The following is a 22,142-nucleotide window of genomic DNA, read 5'->3' on the forward strand; positions in this document are numbered from 1 at the left end:
TATGAGCCTTCCTCGTTACACTTATGCTTTTCGAAGTTCTGTTCTTAAGAAATAAAAAAAACGAACCTGTGATATTCCACACAATATTCGGATTTTTCAGCGCTTAAAAGTAAACACTGCCTTTTGTACTTTTGTATATTATAGCAGAAACAGAACTGTTTTTCAGAAAATTTATACTAAATCTACAAATAAATGTGATGTTTAAACTTTCTGACATTAAAAAAGCACGAGAAACCGCTATTTAAAGCAATTCTCGCACTTCTTCTTTTTGAAAAACACTTCACAAGAGATGTTAGCTATTTTTCACTTTTCGTCCTAAAGTAAACCAATACACGGCAAAAAATACGATGAGCGCAATAATTGCTGTGCGGTACATGATCGCATAATTATAGTAAGTCGCCACGATACTCAGACCAAAACTACCAACAGCCATTCCAATGTCCATTCCCGAAAGAAAAGTCCCGTTCGCGGTACCTTTATTGTGCGGTGCAGCCCGGTCAACAGCCAGTGCTTGAAGCGCCGGTTGCGACATCCCGTAACCTAGCCCAAAGAATAGCGATGCGATAAACAAACTGATTGCCCCAGTTGCAAAAGAAAGAATTAATATCCCAATTATCATCGAAAGCGCTCCTGGAATAATAACAAAACGGTGTCCCTTTGTATCATAAAGCCGCCCAGCAAACAAACGGCTCACAAGAACCATAATCGCTTGCCCGATAAAATATATCCACGTTGTCGAAATCCCCAGTTCTGTTCCATATACCATCATAAACGTCTGGATCCCACCAAGCGGAATAGCCATTAATAAACACAATCCAGCCGGAAGCAAGGCCGTTTTCTCAAACAATTTCATTTTTTGATGTACAATTTTTTCTGATTTTGGAATTTTCACCTGTGTCATCAAAATTAAAATAAACACCATCAAAACAAGTGAAAACGTCACTAAAACATCGAAAGAAAAATAATTCATAATTAAAATAGCGATAATCGGCGCAAGTGACATTCCGAGTGCAGTCGTAAGCCCATAAAAACCAATACCTTCTCCCGTTCTGCTTGGCGGCACAAGTTTAGAAACGCCTGTTGCAATGGAAGTTGTTCCGATACCCCAGCCAGCCCCGTGGAAAAGCCGTAATATAAGTAAGGCCGCCACCGCAGTTGACCAATAAAAGTTCACTGTAGTTAAAATTAAAATCAAAAAACCCACGATAATAAGTACTTTCGGTCCGAATTTGTCATTCCAACTCCCAGCAATCGCCCGCATTAATAGCGCTACGATGGAGAATAGCCCAACAGCCAAACTAGCTTCCATTTGCGTTCCACCTAGCTCAATAATGCGTGCCGGCAACGTAGGCATAAACACCATAAATCCAATATATAAAAGTACACTGCCTAACAATAAAAATACGTAGTCCTTCGTCCAAAGTCTTGTCTTATTTTCCAAAATTTACCCCTCTTTACTCTATATTAGTAGAAATGTTCTTTAAAATAGTCGTGAATTTCTCCAAATCCGCGCGCTCAACTCCGGCAAACATTTTTTCGCAACTCACTTCCACGATATCTCGCAGTTCGTTCGTCTCTTTTCGCCCTTTTTCAGTTAAAGATAACAGCGAAATCCGTCTATCTTCTGTACTGATTTCCCGCACAATAAGCTCTTTTCTAAGCAAAACATCGACAATGCGATTCACAGTCGGTGTATCCTTCTTCGTCCAAAGCGCAATCTCTTTTTGTGAAATTGGCTCGTTCGCCTCAATTCCCTCTAAAACAGACCATTGCTCAGGCGTCACGTCATAACTCGCAATTGAACGCAGCAAAAACAAATGCATTTTCTTCGCTGTCGTATTCACATCAAATGAGATTTCATCATAATATCCGCGCATTACTATCCCCTTTTCCATTGTCGTAACAATAATTGTCATAACAACCATTATACATATTAATTTCCTCTTTGACAAGAAAAGCAGCCGAATAAACGACTGCTCCTACAATAATTCCACATCAATAATATCTCTAAATTCAATAACATATTCATACCCAACTATGTCCTTAAAAATAACTTCTTCTGTTAACATATCTATTTCGAGTGGCACCAAATCTTGTTTTTCAAGTTCTCCAAGCCCAAGGAATGCGGAAGGATATTCAAAGGATGCTAGACGTAAAGAAGAAACATCTGCTTCTTGAAAATAGCTTAACCGAACGACCCATTCTCGCTTCATGGCATCTTTTAATGTGATAAAAAAGCTCTCGCGTTCTAAATAATCCACTTCTGGCGGACTCGTTAAAAAAGCTGCATTCTTCGCTGTCCGCACTTGCTCTTTCTGGATTGCCGTAACCATAATTATCACCTCTTAATCACATTATACGAACAAACGTTCTTAAAATCAAGTGTTTTGCTAAAAAAGTTTTTCCACAAGAGCCAGAACCGGTTTAGCGCTTACATAATCTTTTTCCGACAAAAACACTTGCAAATTAATAAATAGTTGCTATACTTATGTAAGTAAATAACATTAACAAAGGAGTTTTATTATTATGACTAATACATTTTTAGATTCTATTAAAGTTCGTCGTTCCATTTATGCACTAGATAAAAACGTTTCCGTAGAGGATTCCAAAATTGAAGAAATTATTAAAGACGCTGTTAAATATAGCCCATCTTCTTTCAACTCCCAAAGTTCTCGCGCTGTCATTCTTTTAGGCGAAAATCATGATAAACTTTGGAGTATCGTAGAAGATACATTACGCGCTATCGTACCTGCTGAAAACTTTGCAGCTACTGAAGAAAAAGTTGGTTCTTTCCGCGCTGGATACGGAACAGTTCTTTTCTTTGAAGATACTGCTGTTATCGAAGGCTTACAAGAAAACTTCGCTCTATATGCAGACAACTTCCCTGTATGGTCCGAACAATCTTCAGGTATTGCACAACATTCTGTATGGGTTGCTCTTGCAAACGCTGGTATCGGTGCATCTCTTCAACATTACAACCCACTAATTGACGATGCTGTTAAAGCTGAATGGAATATTCCTGCTAGCTGGAACCTACGTGCGCAAATGCCGTTTGGTAACATCGTTCAAGAAGCTGGTGAAAAAGAATTCATCGATGACGCTGATCGTTTCCGCGTTTTCAAATAAAATGTTTCACGTGAAACAAAAAATTCCGCGACCATTAAATGGTATCGCGGAATTTTTATTTTGCCAAACTTTTAAATCTGCTTCTAAGTTCATCACAACTGACAATACCAGCAATCCCGCCTTTAATTTCCCCATCAACAAGAACAAGCGAATTTGGTATTCCTTTTACATCAAATTTCTGAGCTAATGCGCGTTGTTTATCTACATTAATTTTCACAACTTGGACATTACCTTCTTCCATCTCAGCGAATTGCTCAAGTGTTGGCCAAAAGCAGCGACACGGTGCGCACCACTCTGCCCAAAAGTTAAGTAATATTTTAGGATGGCTACTAATAATCTCTTCCAAGTCATCTTCTTTTGCAAAAATAATCGCCATACATATCCACCTCACATTCAGAATATTCCAAAGTTGTATCGTGGTCAAGTAAAGGGTTTTAGAATAGCAATATATCTTGCTTTTTGTTCATTTTTTGACACTTTTGTTTCACGTGAAACATTTTATTTGCTATGTAAGATTTCTAAAATGCGTAAATCTAGCAAACCAGTACTCTTCACAGTCATATCCGCGTCACGGAGTCCAGAACCAACACCAACGCTTACAATTCCAGCTGCATTTATTGCTTCAATTCCAGCTTGAGCATCTTCAATTCCGACTACCTCTGATGTTTCTAAGCCTAGACCACGGCAAGCTTCCACAAAAATTTCTGGATCAGGTTTTGATTTAGTGATTTTAGCCGCGTCGACAATATAATCAAATTCTTGTTCCATTTCTAATGCGCTCAAAACCGTCCGAGCATTTTTCGAAACAGATGCAATGGCGCATTTGAGATTTTGCTTTTTAAGATCCACTATAAGTTCTTTAATTCCTGGTAAAACATCCGCTGGCGTAATTTCTTTTAGCAAGCTAACATAAAAGTCATTTTTATCAGCTGCAAGAGCTTCAATCTGCTCTTCTGTAAAGTCATTTTCGCGACCGTCTTTCTTTAAAATAAGAAGTAGGGAGTCAATTCTGCTTACTCCTTTTAAATTCTCATTAAATGCTTCATCAAATTCGATTCCAATACTCTCAGCTGTTTTTTTCCAGGCTAAGTAATGATAATGTGCTGTATCTGTGATGACGCCATCTAAATCAAAAACTACTCCTTTTAATGCTGTTGTCATTCTACTCGTCCTTTCCAAACTGCCGCAACATTTCGCGCGGTTCTTCTTAAATTATTTGGTGTTTCTTTCAGTATATTTTCTAAAGTTGCTGGTTTGGCAATGGATGGAAATACTGCGCTGATTCCGACTTCATATACTGCTTCTAGTCCCTCACCAACACTTCCACAAATTGCAAAAACTGGTGTTTCTTTCGGCACTACTTTCGCAACACCCACAGGAGCTTTCCCTTGTGCGGTTTGCCCGTCCATTTTCCCTTCGCCTACAATGACCAAATCTGCATCCTCACAAACGGTTTTGATTTGAAGTGCTTCAATAACAAAATCAATTCCCGATAATAGGTTAGCTTTTGCAAACGTCACAAGTCCAGCACCAATTCCACCCCCAGCACCTGCTCGCGGCATTGTAACCATGGCAGGATTCGCTAACTGATAAAACTGGCGCATTGCTCCATCAGCTGTTGCTAAATCTGTAACGGCTAGCCCTTTTTGCGGACCAAACACATACGATGCGCCTGCTTCTCCACAAAGTGGATTTTCGACATCCGTCACAATATTTACTGTGATGTTTTCTAGTTCAGCTGGGACCTTTTCGGAACGAATGGTTGCTATATCAGCTAAATTTGCGCCAATCGGGTTGACGATATTATTTTCTGCATCTAGGAATTCATAGCCAAGCGCACTAGCCATGCCAATTCCGCCATCGTTTGAAGCGCTTCCACCAATCCCAATAATAATCTCGGTCGCACCTTTTTTCATGGCGTGCAAAATTAGCTCGCCCACTCCTTTAGTACTCACTTGAAGTGGATCGCGTCTAGTCGTCGGAACTAAGTGCAAACCACAAACCTCGGCCATTTCTATTAAAGCTTTTTTGTTCCCTTCCGTGAAAGCAACTTGCGCTGAAACTGGTTCGCTAAAAGGGCCGGACACATCGATTTTCATTTTTTTCGCGTCTAAAGCTTTACTTAAAATCTCTAGCGTGCCTTCCCCGCCATCACTGACAGGGAGTAAATGATAATCAGCATCCGGATAAATTTCTTGAAAGCCCTCTTTAATATACTCTGCCACCTCATGCGCCGTCAAACTTTCTTTGAATGAATCCGGTGCAATGACAATTTTCATAAAGACACATCCTTCTGATCCAACTTAATAGTTAATGTATCTGTTAGTTGGTGTTTTTCTCCGTAGATAACTAATTCTAGCACGCTTTTTGTGCTTTTTGAAAGTTGTAAAGTATTTGGCGCGATTTCTACCAAGATTTTTTCTCCTTTCCAAGAGAATTCAAATACCACAGATTGCCACTCGCCCGGTAAGTTTGGTGCTATTTCAAGTAATTCCCCACTAGTATCAATACCAACAAATCCAAAAACCACCGCCAACCATATTGCGCCGAGAGACGCTGCATGGAGCCCGTCATCCGATGAATGAGGCTCACTTCCAAGATCAATTAAACACGCTTCTTGGAAAAATTGATAAGCTTGTGCGCGATTCCCAGTTCGATTTTCTACAATTGCATGGATTGCTTTACTTAAAGAGGAATCATGAATTGTTCGTTTTTCATAGTAATCCAAGTTCTGCTTCACAGCATCCGGTGCAAACATCTTCGGAAACAGGTAAAACAACATGACTAAATCTGCTTGCTTTAAGATTTGTAGTTCGTTCACTTCTTGACGAGAATAATCTAGTAGAATCCCTTGTGTTCCTTGTGCCGCCTTATATTTATCTAAATTTATCCAATCTTTTTCTAAGAAAGTATCATCTTGTGGAATTAAGCCAGACTCATTTGCGACAGGTAAATAGATTTTTTCAAGAAAAGCTTCTGCACGGGCTACAAAATCTGCATTATCTTTATTCCATGCTAGTGCTTTTTCTACATTATAGTGTGCCATATAATTCGTATAAGTATTATTATCGATATGCTCTGTGTATTCGTCTGGACCAATCACATCAAGGATTTCCAGTCGTCCATTACGATTAGTTGCACGGCTTAGCCAAAATTCCGCTGTTTCAAGGAGCAGCTCTGAACCGCACTCTTTCATAAACTGCGCATCCTTAGTCGCCGTTTCATATTCACAAACCGCATAAGCAATATCCGCAACTAAATGATGCTCCGAAATCGCCGAAGCTACTTTTTGACGTGTTCCAGTTCGAATGTTAATTGCTGCAAATTCAGGCGTTTCTTCGTCGCCAGAGAACGCACTTTCCCATGGAAAAAGCGCCCCGTTATAGCCGTTTTTCGTCGCCTTTTCTTTCGCTTCTTTCAAATGAAGGTAGCGATATTTTAATAGTTGTTTGGCAATTTCCGGTTTGTTATAAAGGAAAAATGGCATAATGAAAATTTCTGTATCCCAAAAAACATGTCCTTTGTATCCTTCTCCGGTAAGTCCCTTCGCCCCAACGCTAAAGCGGAAATCATCTTTTGGCGTCATAATTTCTAAGTGATAGCACGCAAAATCCAGCGCAAATTGGTCAAAATCATTCGTGCTCTCAACACGGACACCCGCATGCTCCCAAAAATCTGCCCATAAAGTTTCCGAAGCTCTTTTCAGTTCTGCATAAGTCGTATTTGGAAGTTCCGCATCCACTTGATCCAGGGACGTTTTAACCATGCTTATTTTCTCCAAAGTGAATAGTTGATTTTCAGCGATTTCTTGCTCTACTTCGGTCATTAGTTGTCTGTTTTTCGCAGTGAAAATCCCTTTTTTATTCACTTTTGTTGCTATTGTAATATGCTGTTTGCTCTCGATGGTTTCATATTCGCCGACCATCAACTTCTCATCAAAAATCCGCAAACTCGACTCTGCCAGTTGCTGTGTTCCAAAATTAGTTTGTTGCGCATCAATACCAGTTTTTACTTTAACTTTCGCTACGCCGCTCAAAGGCATTATCTCCACTTTAGCAGCAATAACGTGCTTTGCTGCTTTGGAAACAAATCGGTAAAAATTCAGTTGGTATTTTTTGCCCGCGCTACTTTCCCAAGTAATTTTTCGAACCAATTCTCCTGTGTGCATATCTAAATAACGTTCATACGCATGGATTTTCCCCGCTTGCATCGAAAAAGTTTCCCCATCAAGCATCACTTGGAAACGCGTCACATCCGGCAAATTAACTAGTTCCGAACTCAGCGAACCGCTCGGACGATTGTAAATCCCCGCCACGTACATACCTCTCACTTGCTCGGGATACTCTTCTTCAAGAGCACCACGCACGCCCAAATAGCCATTTCCCACAGTCATCTGGCTACCGTATTTATTTAGATAATTTAATGCAAATTCCTTCTCGATTATTTTCCTCATAAAGAAACACTCTCACCTTTTTCTGCCGATTCGTATAAACTCTCAACAATTTTTTGTATGATATAACCTTGTTTAGCTCCAGCAAGCTCCACTTTTCCAGCACCAAGAACACTATCAACAAAAGCTTTCATGCTGTTTTCGTGTTTATTTTCGTCCAGTTGACCTAACTTCTCTAACAGCTGAAATTCACCTGCATTATCTGTATAAATTTCAGCCGGGTATAAACTTCCTCCTGCTAGATCACCAAAAAAGTCAACATTTAGGGCACTTTCAGGCTTAATATGTAGCGCAAAAGAAGTATCTAGTTCAATTAATCCGCCATTTTCCAGTTCAATAAAGCCGAATAAAGAATCCTCCACTGTATATTTTTCCGGATCCCACGAACCAAATGTCCCAGCACTTTTCTTGGTACCGATTTTTTGGAAACTTTTTGCTGTTACTTTCTTCACTTTTGGAAAACCAAGAACAAACATCGCTGCATCAAGCATGTGAATTCCCATATCAATCAGTGGACCCCCGCCTTGCATTTCTTTATTCGTAAAAGTTCCCCAACCTGGCACGCCAGAACGACGAAGCGCAGTTGCTTTCACACAATAAATTTCACCTAGAAGCGCCGAATTTCTCTTTAAAAACTGTGCTTCACTGGAAAAACGATGATGAAAATCGTACGCCAAAATCGTACCTTTCGCTTCCGCAAGTTCCCACATTGCTTTCGCTTCCGCCGCACTCATTGCGGGTGGCTTTTCACACATAACGGCTGCTCCATTCGCTAGTGACAACATCACATTATCAAAATGGAACCGATTAGGCGTACAAATACTAACAATATCGATTTTCTCGGCCGCAAACATCTCTTCTGCCTTAGCATAATGTTTCTCAAAACCATTGTTCGCGCGGAACTCTTCGCCACGCTCCAAACTTGGGTCACAAACAGCTACAAGCTCCAGTTCATTTCTTGTCTTATAATATGCAGCGTGGACCTTCTCAGCGACTTGTCCAGCACCGATAATTGCAACTCTTTTCTTCATTATCCGAAACTCCTTTTAGAAAAATCCGTCCGCTTTAATTGGGACGGATTTTCTATTTTAAATTAGACAGCTTTTTAAATGTGCTAAGGCATCTTTATAAGCTTGTTCAGGATTTTCACTACGAACACGACATTCAAAAGTTAAAAACCCGTTGTAACCGTTCTTTTTCAGTTGATCAAAACTTGTTTTAAAATCAAGGCTGCCGCTTCCCGGTTGGTAGCGATGATTGTCAGCAACATGAATGTGACCAATCGAATCCTTATACGTCTCAAGCGCCGCTGGAATGCTATCTTCTTCAATATTCATATGATAGAAATCAGCGATAATTTCTACATTTTTAAGATTATTTTCATCAATGTATTTCTGCGCATCACTTAGCAAATTAATCATATGATCTTGGTATCTGTTAAGCGGCTCAAGATAAACTTTCGTGCCAGTCTCACCAGCAATTTTGTCCAAGTAAACTAACGACTCGCTCACAGCTTTGAAATCTCCGGCTTGGCTACGCGGTGAAGCCATTGGTGGAAGGCGGTACGTGAACATTCCCCATGCCGCAGGAACGACAATCCCTTGCCCACCGACTTCTGCTAAAGCTTCTAAAATCGCCTTAATTTCTTCCAAACCATTCAGTCTGCGCTCTTCAATGAAGTCACCAATCCAGCCATCATAACCGCCACATGCAGTACTAACAGGTAGCCCCGTTTTTTCGATAGCTTTCTTCACTTCGTCCAAATTTTCAACAAGTAATTTACCATCAATTTCAAAACCTTCAAAGCCCATTTCTTTTACATAAGCAAATTTTTCTTCTATATTTTCTGGGAAAAATGCTTGGTTTTGTGTGCCTAATTTCATTATTATCGCTCCTTAAAGGGTTATCCCCATTTTAATACTTAAATCAGGTTGTTGGTCGACATATTTCATATAACTTTCAGCTGAATCAGCGAATGGAACAACTGGATCAATAATATCTGAACAATCTAAGTAGCCATTCATCAATAGTTCCCAACAGGTTTCCTCGATACGCTTACGATCCCAACGCGGATAATCCGGATTTGGTTCACTTGCCGCACGGGAAAAGACGATTTTCGCATTGTTGAAATGAGCTTCACGTCCAAGGTTAAATCCTTCTGGGAAAGGTTTCGCGAATGCTACGTAAGAAATTGTGCCTCCGTAAGCAATTCCGCGCAACGCAGCTTGAAGCGCCGCCGCATTCCCGCTCGTTTCAATAATAGAATCCGCACCAAGTTTACCAGTAAGACGTTTCACTTCTAGGCCAACATCGGTAGTAATCGGATCAAAAGTAGCATCTGCACCGTGTTTTTCAGCGATTTCACGACGGTGACTAAGTGGATCGACCCCAATAACAACACTTGCGCCAGCTTTTTTCGCTAGTTGAATCGCAATTTGACCAATCGCACCAAGTCCGACAACAACAACGTAATCGCCCGCACGAACATGTGCATCTCGCACGCCACTCATTGCAAATTGAGCCGGGTCATAGCAAACTGCATTTTTCCAATTAGCACCTTTTGGCAATTTACGTAATTTATAATTATCAACAGCTTTTACAATAACTGTTTCCATAATCGGTCCGTAAGAACAAACGATGTCTCCAAGCGCATATTCCGTCACTTTGCTCCCGCGTTCAACTACTTCACCAACGACCATGTTACCTAGCTGAAACTCGCCAAACACAATGCCTCGTGCACTATTTGTTTCACGTGAAACAAATAGATTCCATTCTGGTGAAAATTCTTCATCAATAAAAGGACTAATTCCTCTAAAATCAACTACTTCTGTACCATGTTTTGGAGAAGCAAATTGTACTTTAATTTTTACTTCATCTTCTAAAACTTCACGATCATTATATTCTACTAATGCCGCCACACGAGGCGCTGTTGCTACTAATTTTTTCATGTTAAATTACTTCCTTTCTTATCCTTTAACTCCACCATCAGTTAAGTTTCCTTTGATAAATCGTTCTGAAATTGCGTACATAATAACGACTGGAAGCGCCGTAACAAGCGATGCCGCCATCATTCTACCCCAAATATAATCTGGTGTACTAAATAATGTATTCAAGCCAATCGGTAACGTGAATTTCTCTGAGCTAGATAGGAAAATCGAAGCAAACAGATAATCATTCCAAGCTACCATGAAACAATATACAAACACAGAAACAATACCTGAAATCGCAAGCGGAACAATAATTCGTAAAATAATCTGGAAGCGATTCAGCCCGTCCATCATTGCGGCTTCTTCAATATCAGTTGGAATCGTGTCAAAATAACTTTTTAGCATAAATACCGCAGTTGGTAAGGTTTGTACAACCATCGTAATAATTAAAGCTGTTTCCGTATCATACAATCCCAAACTCGAAATTATTTTGAACAACGGAACGATTAACAAGATTCCGGAGAACATGTAAACCGTGTAAAAGCTTGCATTAATCGTCATTCGCCCTTTAAAGCGTAATTTCGACAATGCATAAGCGCCTAAAATCCCTAAAACAACCGCAATTCCGGCCGCAAAAATCGAAACAACCAAGCTATTTTTAAAGTACGTTAAAAACGGAAAAATATCTGGATTAAAAATATCGATATAATGCTGGAAAGTGAATTCTTTCGGGAAAAATGTTGGATTCGTGGAAATAGCTTCTTTACTACTCTTGAATGAAGTCATTAACATAATCGCAAATGGGAACAACGTCATACATAAAAACACAACCATCGTCGTATAAAACGCGATTTTCTTCGTTCTTTTTGACTTTTTACTACTTACCGCCATTCAAATCCACCCGCTTTCTTGCAAAAATAATAACAACAAAAATAATGACAAATAATATCACAGAAATCGCTGCTGCTTTTCCTAAATCATTGAATGCGAATGCTGTTTTATATAAATAAACTCCAAGGATATTTACTTTATTCGTGAGTAAGTATACATCGGTGAACATATAGAACATCCAAATCGCACGAAGCGTAATAACTGTCGCAAGTACCGGCATAATCGCTGGCAAAGTAACAATTTTGAATTTATCCCAAATGTTCGCTCCGTCCATATCAGCCGCCTCATAAAGCGACTTATCGACCGTTTGCAAAATCGCCAAAAACGAAATAAATGCATACGGGAAATAACGCCATATCGCAAAAAAGGTTACTAAAAAGAAACTAGAAACTGGATTATCAAACCATAGTGGCGCTTCTTTGAACATATGAAGCACATCCACTGTCATAAAATTAATTACACCATAGCCATTATTAAACATATATTTCCATGCAAAAATAAGAGAAATAGATGGTGTTACATACGACAAAATAATCAGCGACCGAGCCGTTCTTCTAAAGCGAAATTCACGGTTAAAGAATATCGCCACAAGTAGCCCCATCCCGGTGCTTCCAACCACTACAAGCGCTGTATAAGCCACAGTAAGACCTAGTGATTTATAAAACTCTGGATCCTTCAAAATATCTATATAGTTTTGTAAACCGATAAAGACCGATTTAATATTCGGATTTAGTGGCATATCTAAAAAACTAATCTGGATATTTGAAATCATCGGGTATAACACAAGTGCTGCCAGTAAAACAAAACTTGGCGCAAGTAAAATCATTGCTAACTTAAAGTCAGACCTTTTATATACTTTTGTTTTCATAATGCCTCCTTAAATCAAAAAGCGACGTGCTAAACTGTTAAAAAAGGCGGGGAGACTCACTCCCCGCTATTTGATTATTTGCCTTCTTCAGCTTTTTTCTGTGCAGCTTTTAGGTCCGCTGATACATCGCCACCGCCAACTGTTACGTTATTAACCATTTGTGCGATAATGCCTGAGCTAGTAATATCTCCCATTTTTGTGAGATTTTTACCGTCAACAAGTCCGAAAACTTGGATGTCATTGAAAGATGCTGCAATTTCATTTGGAAGATCACCAAACGATTTAATTACTTCGTTTTCTTTGTAAGCTTTTTGTTCTACTACTTCTTTGTTTACTGGTTGCGCCCCGCCAGGAGACATTAATACCCAAGTTGCCATATTTTCTGGTTGAGACAAGTATTCAACAAATTTCTTCGTTGCTTTCTTTTGCTCGTCATCCAAACCAGCTGAGATAGTTAAACCAGAAACTGTTCCATAAACTGCTTTTTCTTTTTCTTCTGGAATTGCGAAACCGATATTTTTTGGATCGCCTTCTTCATAAACGGATGGAAGGATATACGTAGAGTACATTGCCATTGGAACTGTTCCATTCATAAATGCATCTTTAATTTCCGTTACATCATTTGAACCAGGCATAGTGTATGCTGACAAATCTTTGTAATATTGAAGCGCTTCTTTCATTTCTGGTGTATCAATCGTTACATTACCTTTTGCATCTAAAACATTTGCTTTGTTAGAAAGTGCGAATTGAGAGAAAGCTTGCTCACTCATCGTGCTTTCTGCTGTTGGAATTGCAATACCATATTTTTTATCTGCTTTATTCGTGAATTTTTTCGCTACTTTTTCAATATCTGCCCAGTTTTTAGGTTCTTCAAAACCAGCATCGGCTAAAGCTTTTTTGTTGTACCAAATACCTTGAACCCAACCGCTTAATGGTGCTGCGATATAGCTTTTACCATCTTCAGAACGTACTAAGTTTGTTGCGCCTTCGTAGTATTTGTCTTCTCCAACAGAGTCAATAACTTCTTTCACTGCATCTTGGTCAATCAACTCATCTTTATCCATTACTTTGGCAAAATCTTGACTTACTTCCATAACAGCTGGAAGTTTACCAGAGCGAGCAAGTGTGACAACTTTTGTATTGAAAGCATCTTCCTCTACTGGAATTTGTTTGATTTTGATTGTTGGATTTTCTTTTTCAAAATCAGCAATTAATTTATTAATAACATCTAAACGCTCTTTTTCAACGGATGAATGCATAAATTCAATCGTTACTTCCTTACTACTAGACTCTTTCCCTCCACATGCAGCTAGAACCGCACTTAGAACCAACACAACAACAAGTAATACAAGACTCTTTTTCTTCATTTTTGTTCCTCCCTGTAATTTTTGGTTTTTAGCCAGCAGAATTCATAGCCACTAAGCTTTATGGAATCGCTCCCAGTTACTGTGGAGCCCTTATAAAGATTTGTATAAACACCGCTGTCTAGTGAATAACTCACTTCTTTTTCTGATAAATTATGAATCAATATAATCGATTCTGCGTCGGATGAACGTTTAACAACAAACAATTCCGCCGTAGATTCTAAAACTTCCATCGGTATTTCTGGATGGAAAAGTGATTCCGCTTTTCGTGTGCTAATTAATTTCGTTAGCGCATCATAAGTTGCTTTTCGTAAGGAGCCTCTTTGTTCCAACTCTGCTGTAATTTCCGCCAAGTCGTATTTTTTTCGATTAATAGAGCGATTGTGACTTGTTGCTTCTACGCCTAAATAATCATTGCGGCTTCCTAAAATACTTTGAACATAAACGGCTGGAACGCCTGGGATAGACATCAATACTGCATGAGCCACAAGGAATCTTGCAAGTCGCAAATCATCTGTGTCCGCCTGTTTACTTAGCGCATCCATGTACGTCACGTTGATTTCATACGGACTCTTAGAACCATCTGGATTTTGCTTATATGAAACGAGCGCGCCTTCTTCCTCCAAATCATTCACTAAAGCCAAAATCTCAGCTTCTGGAATAATTCCGCGCACTGGATTTAACCCAATCCCATCATGTGAGGCAAGGAAATTAAAGAATGTCCGCTTGCCTTCTGGTAGCTCTAAATTCTTCGCCCAGTTACGGAGGAATTTTGCATTACCATGATGGATAGCATGGAGCACAAGTGGTGGAAGCGGGAATTGATAAACCATATGCGCTTCTTTTTCACCATTTCCAAAATAACTAATATTATCAACATGCGGCACATTGGTTTCGGTAATAATAATCGTCCCCGGAGCTGCAATGTCTACTAAATCTCTAAATAATTTCACGATTTCATGCGTCTCTTCCAAGTGAATCGAGCTTGTTCCCGGCACCTTCCACATAAATCCAACCGCATCAAGTCGCACATATTCTGCTCCTTCTTCTAGATAGAACATTAAAACATCAATCATCTTATAAAGCACTTCCGGACAAGCAAAGTTCAAATCAATCTGATCCTCACTAAACGTCGTCCAAATATGCCCTACTTTTCCTGAATCAAATTGAAATGTTGTCAGTACTGGTGTCGCGCGTGGTCTTGTAACCGAACTAAGGTCCGTATTTGGATCCATTTCCACAAAAAAGTTCCTAAATTCCTCATCACCCGCTAAATATCGCTTAAACCAATCACTTTTCGCCGACATATGATTACAAACAAAATCAAACATCAATCGCGCCGACTTTTCCATTTCCTTAATATCTTTCCAATCACCAAGCTCTGGGTTCACCGCTTTATAATCAATGACCGAAAATCCATCATCCGAAGAATAAGGATAAAAAGGTAGGAAATGCACTATCTCAAAAGCCGATTTTAAATAACTATCATACATTTTTTTAAAAGTTGTTAACGTTTTTTGGGATTCCTCTTTAAATTGGTCCCCATATGTAATTAAAACAATATCTTTCTCGTCCCACTGATCTTTTCGCGTTAACTTTCGTTGTTGCGTTTGCTGTACCCGTGCTTCGATTCTAGCTGCCAAACTATCTACCACATCTTCGGCATATAACCGCGAAAGTCGTTTTCTTAAATTCGTCATCATTTACCTCCTAACCGGGAGCGCTCCCACAAGAAGAATTATAGTATGGAAAGCGCTTTCTGTCAAACACAATTTTTAACGTCTTTTCTAACACGTTGCTAATAGTGAGTTTCCTTACATAGATAACATCTAGTTGGACATTTGCTAGAAAATTGAGTAATATAAACATGGATGATAATGACCGGAACCGATACCGGAAACAATAAAGAGAAAGGAAGATTACCTTGGCATCAACCATATATGATATAGCAAAACATGCGGGAGTTTCAAAATCAACGGTATCTAGAGTACTAAACAATCAAGCTAATATCTCCGAAGAATCACGAAAAAAAGTACTAGCAGCGATTGACCAACTTAACTACCAACCAAGCAAACTAGCACGCGCACTTACCTCTTCGGGCTTTGATGCTATCATGGTTATTTCAAATCGCTCTACTACAACCACAACCGGAAACCCATTTTTTTCCGAAATAATTCAATCCATTTCCACTCAAGCTGAGTTGGAAAATTTCGACCTAATTCTTCAAACTGCTAAAAACAGCGAAGACGAACTTAAAAAATGCCTCTCCAAAATTCAAGAAAAAATGATAAAAGGCATTATTATGCTAAGTTCTCCCGCTGATGAAGATTTTTTTCACCAATTAGACCCATATAATATCCCCATCGTCGTTACCGGAAAAGTAGAAGGTCATTACAAAAATATATACTCTGTTGACACCGACAATTTTGGCGACAGTTATGCTCTAACAAAACATTTAATCAAGCAAGGCCATCAAAAAATTGCTTGTATCCATGCTCCACTCGATTATCACGTTTCGATTGATCGTCTTGCCGGTTTCCGTAGCTGCCTGTTTGACCACCAATTAGACCTACGTAATGACTGGATTATAGATAGTGGTTATAGCATAGAAGATAGCTATAAAGCCGCACTACGACTAATGGAAGGCCCTGATAAACCAACCGCTGTTTTCGCAACCGACGACCTAAAAGTTCTTAGCATTTACAAAATGGCAGCCGATAAAAACTTACAAATCCCAACAGATTTTTCTGTTATCGGCTATAATGATAAAGTAGCGTCATCTTTCCTATCACCACCACTTACTTCTATCGACATTCCAATCAATAAACTAGGAAAAAAAGCGACTAACTTATTATTCCGGCTAATTCATCAAGATAAAAATGTTCCAAAAACAACCATTATCCAAACCGAAATGATTGAACGTGAATCCATTCAGAAAATAAATGCCTAAACTTATTTTCTGATTTTACTCGGTCCTGTAGCTCAGTTGGGAGAGTATCACCTTGACATGGTGGGGGTCGCTGGTTCGAGACCAGTCGGGACCATTTATCAAAAAAGCATCCCTTTTATAAAGGATGCTTTTTGAATTTTATTTAAATAACTTGCCTAATTTCTTGAACAAACCATCCTCAATGATATCAATACCGATACCCCAGTTACTCTTGAGAATTTCTTTATTAGCTTCAACATATTCTTCCAAATCCTTCTCTTTAATAGTAAGGTTGTGATATGGACGATATTCTAAATAACAAGAAGCTCCGTTTTTGTGAATTTTCTTCGTCATACGATGGTTCAAATACTTAGATTTGATGTCACATTCTTGACGTGTGTAGCGTTCTTGCTGATCAATTGATTTATCTGTCGTCAAATGAAGTTCTGTTTTGATGACATTCCGATCAATCCAATATGGAAAATCCTTATGAAAATGTTTTTCCGCACCATCATCAATAAAATTATTCCAGTTCCAAAAATGTAAATAACGCTTTTTATTTTCTACAATATATGGATCGGAAATAGTTGCTTTATAAATTATAGAAAGCTCATTTAAGTCTTTATTATCTTCCACAATTTGAATGGATGTATTACTAAAATGACTATCAACTTCATTTTCTTCATATTTTTTATATAAAGTCATATTGCTATAAATCGCAAAATTATATCGATTGATAATGTCTTTATTGGAATCATTTTTAAACATTTCTCGTGACCCGTTTGCCATTCCACCGCGTAATTTTCTTTCAAAAGTAATTTCAGCCGCATTATCTTTCACATCGCAGTAAACCACTTCTTCCACAGATGGAATTTCATCTTGAAACGGCTCTTGTTTTTGCAATTCCGCCCCTGGTTTAATTTCCAAATAATACATAAAACTATTTTTTTGACGATTAGCCAAAAACCCTTGATCACTACTCATCGTAGCATCGATAAAGTAGACTTGATTATTATGCGTTATTTTTAAAATCGCATGGTTAAAGTTGAATGGTGACGGTGTATAAACTGGTAGGAATACATCACTACCATAGTTAACCAAAATAAGCTCTGAATTCACGCCTAAATAATCTAAAATCACTTTCAAAAGAACTGTTTTCGCTTTACAATCCCCTTGTTTCGTTTTATAAGTCACCTCTGCAGCTTGAGGCTCATGACCATCCATCTCTGTTTCATTATATAAATAGTACACTTCTTTTTGAACAAAATCGATGGCATGCTTGATTTTATGGTCTAATGTCGGTAACGCATCTAGTTCAGTTACTATATCAGCCGCAAATTCAGCAAGGTTTACTTGATAGAATTTTTGATAAATGTCACTGATTGTTTTTGTGATTTGCGGATACGTCTGCTCCGTAACAAAATCAACAAACGGTGTAATTTCAAGTTCTTTGGCATCTTCTCCAATATAATCTTCTTTTTCGATTGTATAAGATTCGTTATGTTCAACCATAACCTTGTCTTTTTCTAAAATGGTGCCTGCTTCATCTCGGAAATAATGGAAATTCGCTTCTAATTTCTTCTCCGTTTCATTTTTCAATTCAAAACGGTATTTTCCATAAGCCCAGTATGAATTTGGCGCTGAATAAATCCAGCGGAAAAAGTCATTGCGAATGCTACTTTCTTCATATTTACGCTCAATTGTCGTTTCCACAATAAAGATATCATTTAAATGTAAGTCACGAATAAGTACTGTCACTTTTTTCTCATCATTAAAACTCGCTTGATTTTCATCACGAACATAGTCAAGTACTTTTACATTAATGTCATCCAATTTATCAATCACTTTACCATCACGAACAACAGATAAAGTGTGAATGTACAATACCTCTTCTTCTGATAAAATAAAACTCGTTTTGCCGGCTGAATTGAGCATATTCGGTTCATTTAATGTATATGCCATCGAAGTATAACTCGTGCGCGAATTTGGTTTAGCCGTTTCTACGATATTACACCAGAAGCAGTAATCACGTTCTTGCGCAATCTGTGCATCGTAAAAAGTTTTATCTTGTGTCTTTAACCAAGAATCAATGTTTTCTTGTTTTGTTTCAGGAGAACTTAACTCTGGTTTTATAAAATAATATTCTTTTGTCATTGTGTAATCTCCTTAAGTGTTTTAGATAATCTTATTCTAGCAATAAGTAAATAGAACAAACAAGGCAAAATCTTTATGATATCGTAACTTTTGGTTTATCTACACTATTTAGTAAAAAAATCGACACATTTACTACTAAATTTCATCTATCCACGAAAACAATTGCACATCTTGGTATGTCTCACCAATTTTTTCATAATCTCGCAGTAAACCTTCCTCCGAAAAACCAAGCTTTTCTAACAATGCTATAGAAGCACTATTTCTTGGGTCTACTTTTGCTTCAATTCGGTGCAATTCAAATGATTCTTTTCCCCATTCCATCAACGCTCTCACTGCTTCCGTCGCATAACCACGTTTCCAAAAGCGTGTACCTAAATCATAGGCAATTTCTGCACGATGGTTTTCATGATCAATATAATTAAAGCCGCATGTACCAATGATTTCCTCTGTTGCTTGCAAAATAATCACACATCGAAGTGCCTTTCCTTCAATTTCTAGTTGTCGTAGCATCCGAATCATTTCTTCAACCGGCTGCAAACTTTGGAAAGGTTCAATATTCATATATCTAGTAACAGAATCATCTGACCAATAGCCAAACAATATTTCTGTATCAGCTAACGTCATTTCGCTTAAAAAAAGTCGTTCCGTTTTTATCATTTGCTTCCGATTTTCCATACGTTAACCCCCGCCCTTTTAATAAAAGAAGCTTATCAAATCTTACTCGCAAAGTAAAATGTTTCACGTGAAACATTTGCTCTTTCTTTATCATCCGAGTTTTTAGGTTTATAATGGAAAATAGCTCAAAAAGCTTCAAAAAGGAGAATGATTCATGGAACAGACGAATAAACGTAATACTTTAGCACTTATTTCAATTATGCTTGGAGCTTTTATTTCATTATTAGATACAACAATCGTTAATGTGGCCTTGCCTGATATTACGACGGCCCTACATGCGACAAGCGAGACGATTGAGTGGGTAATTTCAGGCTATGCGCTTGCTTTTGGGCTTGTACTTATTTTAGCTGGTCGACTTGGGGATAAATTTGGCCGAAAAAACATCTACATTATCGGGATTACGCTATTTCTAATTATGAGTGTGACAGCTGGTTTTGCAGATTCAGAAAATAGTCTAATTATTTCCCGGGTAATACAAGGACTTGCTGCCGGATTATTTTTCCCGCAAATCAACGCCACAATTATGGATATGTATTCTGGGAAAAGCCTTGGGAAAATCTTCGGAATTCTTGGCTCTGTTATTGGTGTAGGAACTGCCATCGGACCTCTTACAGGAGGACTTTTAATTGAACTGTTCGGAGCTACAAATGGTTGGCGCGCAGTTTTCTTCGTTAACGTACCTTTTGTGTTAGTAACGCTCGTCCTAGCAATGCTTTATCTTCCCAAAAGAACTGTTTCCACGAAAAAAATCAGCTTCGATTTACCTGGAGTTGGGCTACTGACAATTGCACTCTTACTATTACTTTTCCCACTTATTTCAAATGGTGCAAATGATTTCAAACCAGTGGATTACTTTTTAATGGCGCTATCTATTCCACTATTTATTATTCTTTATAAATGGAGCGTCTACCAAGAAAAGAAAGGAAATCAGCCATTAATTGCACCTAATCTTCTTAAAAACAATCAATTTGTTTCAGGTATGCTCTTATCGCTTGTTTACTTTGCTGCTTTTACAAGTATTTTCTTTGTCCTATCTCTAACTTGGCAAACTGGCTTCGACCGGTCTGCTATTTTATCTGGACTTGCTATTAGTCCTTTTGCATTAGGTAGTGTGCTCGCCGCATCTAATAGTTACCGGCTTATTCCACTACTCGGAAGAAAACTCTTAATGCTTGGAGTCACACTCGTTATTGTCGGTCTTGGCACCGTGTCTATTGTTTTCCATTTGAACGACGGCGCTTTCTCTGCTTGGCTTTTATTCTTACCCCTCTTCATCGCTGGCATTGGTAGTGGTTTGACTATTGCACCATTGAATAGTTTTACCCTTTCCACTGTGACTGGTATAGATCGCGGTGGAGCTAGTGGTATGTTTAATACAGCGCAGCGAATTGGTTCGTCCTTTGGGATTGCTGTTGTTGGCTCAGTCTTCTTCCGCACACTTGGAAATACTGCCACTACTTCAAAAGCAAGCGCCTTTTCCGACAGTTTGCAAATGAGCATGTATGTCAATATTGTTCTACTTGTTGTTTGTTTCCTACTTGTATTCCGGTTACCGAAAAATATTTAAAAAAGAGACATGACTTTGCGTTAAAGTCATGTCTCTTTTCTTATGCTAAATAGAAAACTTCTTTTAAATCAACCGCGACCGGGCTGTTATTAGGATTTGATTTCATAATTGGAGCCATATATTCCCACCATTTTTGACAAATTTCTGTTTCTGCTATTTTGTCATAAATGGCTTTATCCTCGACTTCCACATAAGCAAACAATGTATCAGTCTTTTCATCTAGAAATATCGAATAGTTAGCTGCTCCATGTGCTTTTAAAGCCTCTTTCATTTCTGGCCAAAGTTCGTCGTGTCTTTTTTTATATTCTTCTTTATTACCAGGATATAAATACATAATAGATGCCACTCGTTCCATTATTGTTACCTCCTAATTATTTAAATAACCTGCCTTTGCTTCAACGCCAAATCTTTCACCTAGTGCTTTCAATTGTTCATCTGTAATCGCTTGTTTAATACCGCCTTGTGACATCACAATAGTATAAACTTCTGCTGCTTTCTCCGCGGTTTCAATTAATCCAAATGTTTCATCCATTGATTGTCCCGCACCATAAATTCCGTGATGTGGCCAAACAATTAAACGATTTTCCTTCATTTTTTCAGATGTAGCTTCTCCAATTTCATTCGTACCAGGAACCAGCCAAGGAATAATCCCAACACCTTCTGGAAAAACGACTAAACATTCCGTACACATTTGCCATAAAGTTCTTGTAAATGCTCGTTCCGTCAGCTCATGTGTAAATGTCATCGCGAGCAAATGAGTAGCGTGACAATGCATAACAACGCGGTTTTCCGGATCCACAGAAAGTCTTGCAATGTGACTCATAAAATGCGCTGGAAGTTCACTCGTTGGCAGTCCGCCGTCTGTATAGCCCCACAACAAATGAACAGCTTTCCCGTCTTCACTCACTTGAATTACACCTAAATTCACAGCTGGAGCTTCTTCAACATTTTTAAAATATTTACCCGAACCAGTTACTAAGAAATACTTGCCAGCAAGCTTTTTACCATCAAAGTCCATTGGAATTGTGCGGATGATTTGCTTTACATCTAAATATTCCGCAACTTCTTTTTCATCCAACAAATAAGTGATATTGCCACCGTTTCTTTCATCCCAGCCTAACCGGTATAAATTTGAAGTAGTTTTCGCCATTTCCTTAATAAAAACAGCATCCATTATATCCTTTGTCATCG

The 22,142-nt window shown here is 38.5% G+C and carries 21 protein-coding genes and 1 tRNA gene; 4 read left to right on the forward strand and 18 right to left on the reverse strand.

What is annotated here, in order from left to right:
• Nucleotides 1-292 precede the first annotated feature (292 nt).
• The 3 genes from CKV70_RS14375 to CKV70_RS14385 form a co-directional block, all read right to left on the reverse strand.
• A complete protein-coding gene (locus CKV70_RS14375) occupies nt 293-1,441 on the reverse strand; it encodes a lmo2826 family MFS transporter (RefSeq protein WP_014601241.1) in 1,149 nt (382 codons plus the stop codon).
• Nucleotides 1,442-1,454: 13 nt separating this feature from the next.
• Nucleotides 1,455-1,877, reverse strand: a complete 423-nt coding sequence (locus tag CKV70_RS14380) for a MarR family winged helix-turn-helix transcriptional regulator (protein WP_014601242.1) — start codon at nt 1,875-1,877, stop codon at nt 1,455-1,457.
• A 102-nt stretch (nt 1,878-1,979) separates the two neighbouring features.
• Entirely contained in the window at nt 1,980-2,333 is a 354-nt protein-coding gene (locus tag CKV70_RS14385) for a hypothetical protein (protein WP_014601243.1), read from the reverse strand.
• 193 nt (nt 2,334-2,526) lie between these two features.
• Here CKV70_RS14385 and CKV70_RS14390 point away from each other — a divergent pair, with 193 nt between their 5' ends.
• Nucleotides 2,527-3,126: a nitroreductase family protein gene (locus CKV70_RS14390; RefSeq protein WP_003732155.1), complete on the forward strand. Its 600-nt coding sequence runs from the start codon at nt 2,527-2,529 to the stop codon at nt 3,124-3,126.
• A 55-nt stretch (nt 3,127-3,181) separates the two neighbouring features.
• Here the strand turns inward: CKV70_RS14390 and CKV70_RS14395 are convergent, their stop codons facing one another.
• The 11 genes from CKV70_RS14395 to CKV70_RS14445 form a co-directional block, all read right to left on the reverse strand.
• Nucleotides 3,182-3,502, reverse strand: a complete 321-nt coding sequence (locus CKV70_RS14395; RefSeq protein ID WP_003727589.1) for a thioredoxin family protein — start codon at nt 3,500-3,502, stop codon at nt 3,182-3,184.
• Between the two features lie 122 nt (nt 3,503-3,624).
• Nucleotides 3,625-4,287: a beta-phosphoglucomutase gene (gene pgmB / locus CKV70_RS14400; protein ID WP_003727588.1), complete on the reverse strand. Its 663-nt coding sequence runs from the start codon at nt 4,285-4,287 to the stop codon at nt 3,625-3,627.
• Nucleotides 4,284-5,405, reverse strand: a complete 1,122-nt coding sequence (locus CKV70_RS14405) for a glycerate kinase (protein WP_014601244.1) — start codon at nt 5,403-5,405, stop codon at nt 4,284-4,286. The genes pgmB and CKV70_RS14405 overlap by 4 nt, the downstream gene beginning before the upstream one ends.
• Entirely contained in the window at nt 5,402-7,579 is a 2,178-nt protein-coding gene (locus CKV70_RS14410; protein WP_014601245.1) for a glycoside hydrolase family 65 protein, read from the reverse strand. Before CKV70_RS14410 ends, CKV70_RS14405 begins: the two co-directional genes overlap by 4 nt.
• Nucleotides 7,576-8,607, reverse strand: coding sequence for a Gfo/Idh/MocA family protein (locus CKV70_RS14415; protein WP_014601246.1), 1,032 nt, complete (start codon nt 8,605-8,607; stop codon nt 7,576-7,578). The genes CKV70_RS14410 and CKV70_RS14415 overlap by 4 nt, the downstream gene beginning before the upstream one ends.
• 57 nt (nt 8,608-8,664) lie before the next feature.
• Nucleotides 8,665-9,459, reverse strand: a complete 795-nt coding sequence (locus CKV70_RS14420) for a sugar phosphate isomerase/epimerase family protein (protein WP_003723840.1) — start codon at nt 9,457-9,459, stop codon at nt 8,665-8,667.
• 12 nt (nt 9,460-9,471) lie between these two features.
• Nucleotides 9,472-10,524: a zinc-dependent alcohol dehydrogenase gene (locus CKV70_RS14425; protein ID WP_003723841.1), complete on the reverse strand. Its 1,053-nt coding sequence runs from the start codon at nt 10,522-10,524 to the stop codon at nt 9,472-9,474.
• Between the two features lie 18 nt (nt 10,525-10,542).
• Nucleotides 10,543-11,394: a carbohydrate ABC transporter permease gene (locus CKV70_RS14430; protein ID WP_003732160.1), complete on the reverse strand. Its 852-nt coding sequence runs from the start codon at nt 11,392-11,394 to the stop codon at nt 10,543-10,545.
• Entirely contained in the window at nt 11,381-12,262 is an 882-nt protein-coding gene (locus tag CKV70_RS14435) for a carbohydrate ABC transporter permease (RefSeq protein WP_003723843.1), read from the reverse strand. The genes CKV70_RS14430 and CKV70_RS14435 overlap by 14 nt, the downstream gene beginning before the upstream one ends.
• A 74-nt stretch (nt 12,263-12,336) precedes the next feature.
• Nucleotides 12,337-13,629: an ABC transporter substrate-binding protein gene (locus CKV70_RS14440; RefSeq protein WP_003723844.1), complete on the reverse strand. Its 1,293-nt coding sequence runs from the start codon at nt 13,627-13,629 to the stop codon at nt 12,337-12,339.
• A complete protein-coding gene (locus tag CKV70_RS14445; RefSeq protein ID WP_014601247.1) occupies nt 13,626-15,326 on the reverse strand; it encodes a sugar phosphorylase in 1,701 nt (566 codons plus the stop codon). Before CKV70_RS14445 ends, CKV70_RS14440 begins: the two co-directional genes overlap by 4 nt.
• Before the next feature lie 224 nt (nt 15,327-15,550).
• Between CKV70_RS14445 and CKV70_RS14450 the strand changes: the two genes are divergently transcribed.
• Both CKV70_RS14450 and CKV70_RS14455 read left to right on the forward strand, forming a co-directional pair.
• Entirely contained in the window at nt 15,551-16,576 is a 1,026-nt protein-coding gene (locus tag CKV70_RS14450; protein WP_003732162.1) for a LacI family DNA-binding transcriptional regulator, read from the forward strand.
• A gap of 21 nt (nt 16,577-16,597) precedes the next feature.
• Nucleotides 16,598-16,670 (forward strand) — tRNA-Val (locus CKV70_RS14455).
• Nucleotides 16,671-16,714: 44 nt separating this feature from the next.
• Here the strand turns inward: CKV70_RS14455 and CKV70_RS14460 are convergent.
• Together CKV70_RS14460 and CKV70_RS14465 are read right to left on the reverse strand one after the other, a co-directional pair.
• The gene (locus tag CKV70_RS14460; RefSeq protein WP_014601248.1) at nt 16,715-18,709 is read right to left on the reverse strand and encodes a transglutaminase-like domain-containing protein; all 1,995 of its coding nucleotides are present in this window, start codon (nt 18,707-18,709) and stop codon (nt 16,715-16,717) included.
• Between the two features lie 135 nt (nt 18,710-18,844).
• The gene (locus CKV70_RS14465; protein ID WP_009930643.1) at nt 18,845-19,384 is read right to left on the reverse strand and encodes a GNAT family N-acetyltransferase; all 540 of its coding nucleotides are present in this window, start codon (nt 19,382-19,384) and stop codon (nt 18,845-18,847) included.
• Between the two features lie 154 nt (nt 19,385-19,538).
• Here CKV70_RS14465 and CKV70_RS14470 point away from each other — a divergent pair, with 154 nt between their 5' ends.
• Entirely contained in the window at nt 19,539-20,951 is a 1,413-nt protein-coding gene (locus CKV70_RS14470; RefSeq protein ID WP_014601249.1) for an MFS transporter, read from the forward strand.
• 40 nt (nt 20,952-20,991) lie between these two features.
• On the opposite strand, the gene rhaM is transcribed toward CKV70_RS14470, so the two are convergent.
• Together rhaM and rhaD are read right to left on the reverse strand one after the other, a co-directional pair.
• Complete coding sequence (rhaM, locus tag CKV70_RS14475; RefSeq protein ID WP_012951052.1) at nt 20,992-21,306, reverse strand: L-rhamnose mutarotase; 315 nt, start codon at nt 21,304-21,306, stop codon at nt 20,992-20,994.
• A 12-nt stretch (nt 21,307-21,318) separates the two neighbouring features.
• The gene (gene rhaD / locus CKV70_RS14480) at nt 21,319-22,140 is read right to left on the reverse strand and encodes a rhamnulose-1-phosphate aldolase (RefSeq protein WP_009924506.1); all 822 of its coding nucleotides are present in this window, start codon (nt 22,138-22,140) and stop codon (nt 21,319-21,321) included.
• Between the last annotated feature and the right edge of the window lie 2 nt (nt 22,141-22,142).

The sequence above is a fragment of the Listeria monocytogenes genome, from assembly GCF_900187225.1.
GTDB lineage: Bacteria > Bacillota > Bacilli > Lactobacillales > Listeriaceae > Listeria > Listeria monocytogenes.